The sequence below is a fragment of the Flavobacterium aerium genome (assembly GCF_030766725.1).
Taxonomy (GTDB): Bacteria; Bacteroidota; Bacteroidia; order Flavobacteriales; family Flavobacteriaceae; genus Flavobacterium; species Flavobacterium aerium.
Genome location: NZ_JARQWR010000039.1, coordinates 1 through 606 on the forward strand (window position 1 = coordinate 1; position 606 = coordinate 606).

At 38.0% G+C, this 606-nt stretch carries 1 protein-coding gene; it reads left to right on the plus strand.

Translation table 11 applies throughout. The annotated features are described in order from the left end of the window. On the plus strand, nucleotides 1–606 hold a 606-nt coding region (locus P6733_RS18075; protein WP_372339319.1), incomplete at both ends, for a tetratricopeptide repeat protein.

Sequence of the window (606 nt, forward strand, 5' to 3'; positions counted from 1 at the left end):
TAGCAGAAAATGGTTATAAATCCGTTGATTTATTCCAGAAGCTCGGAAATGCTTACTATTTTAATAGTGAACTCGACAAAGCCAATAAATGGTATACAGAACTCTTTGCTTTAAACCAACCCGTAGCAGCAGAATACTACTACCGTTATGCCCAAAGTTTAAAAGCGGTAGGCGATTATAACAAAGCCAATGCTATGCTTGATGAATTTGCAAAACAATCAGGCAAAGACAGTCGAGCTCAATTGTACAACCAACAAAAAGACTATCTTGAGATTATCAAACAAAACTCAGGACGCTACGATGTAGAAAATGCAGGAATCAACTCGGATTACTCCGACTATGGAACAAGCTTTTTAGGAAATCAATTAGTGTTTACTTCCGCTAGAGATACCATGGGATTCTTTAAGAGAAAAGACAAATGGACCAATCAATCCTTTACTAATCTTTACTCTTCCAAAGTCAATGCCGATGGAAGCTTAAGTGCCCCTGAGAAATTCTCGAGTAAAGTTGCTTCAAAGTTCCACGAGTCTACTCCGGTATTCACCAAAGATGGACAAACCATGTACTTTACCCGCAATAACTTCTTGGATGGGAAAAAACAAAAAA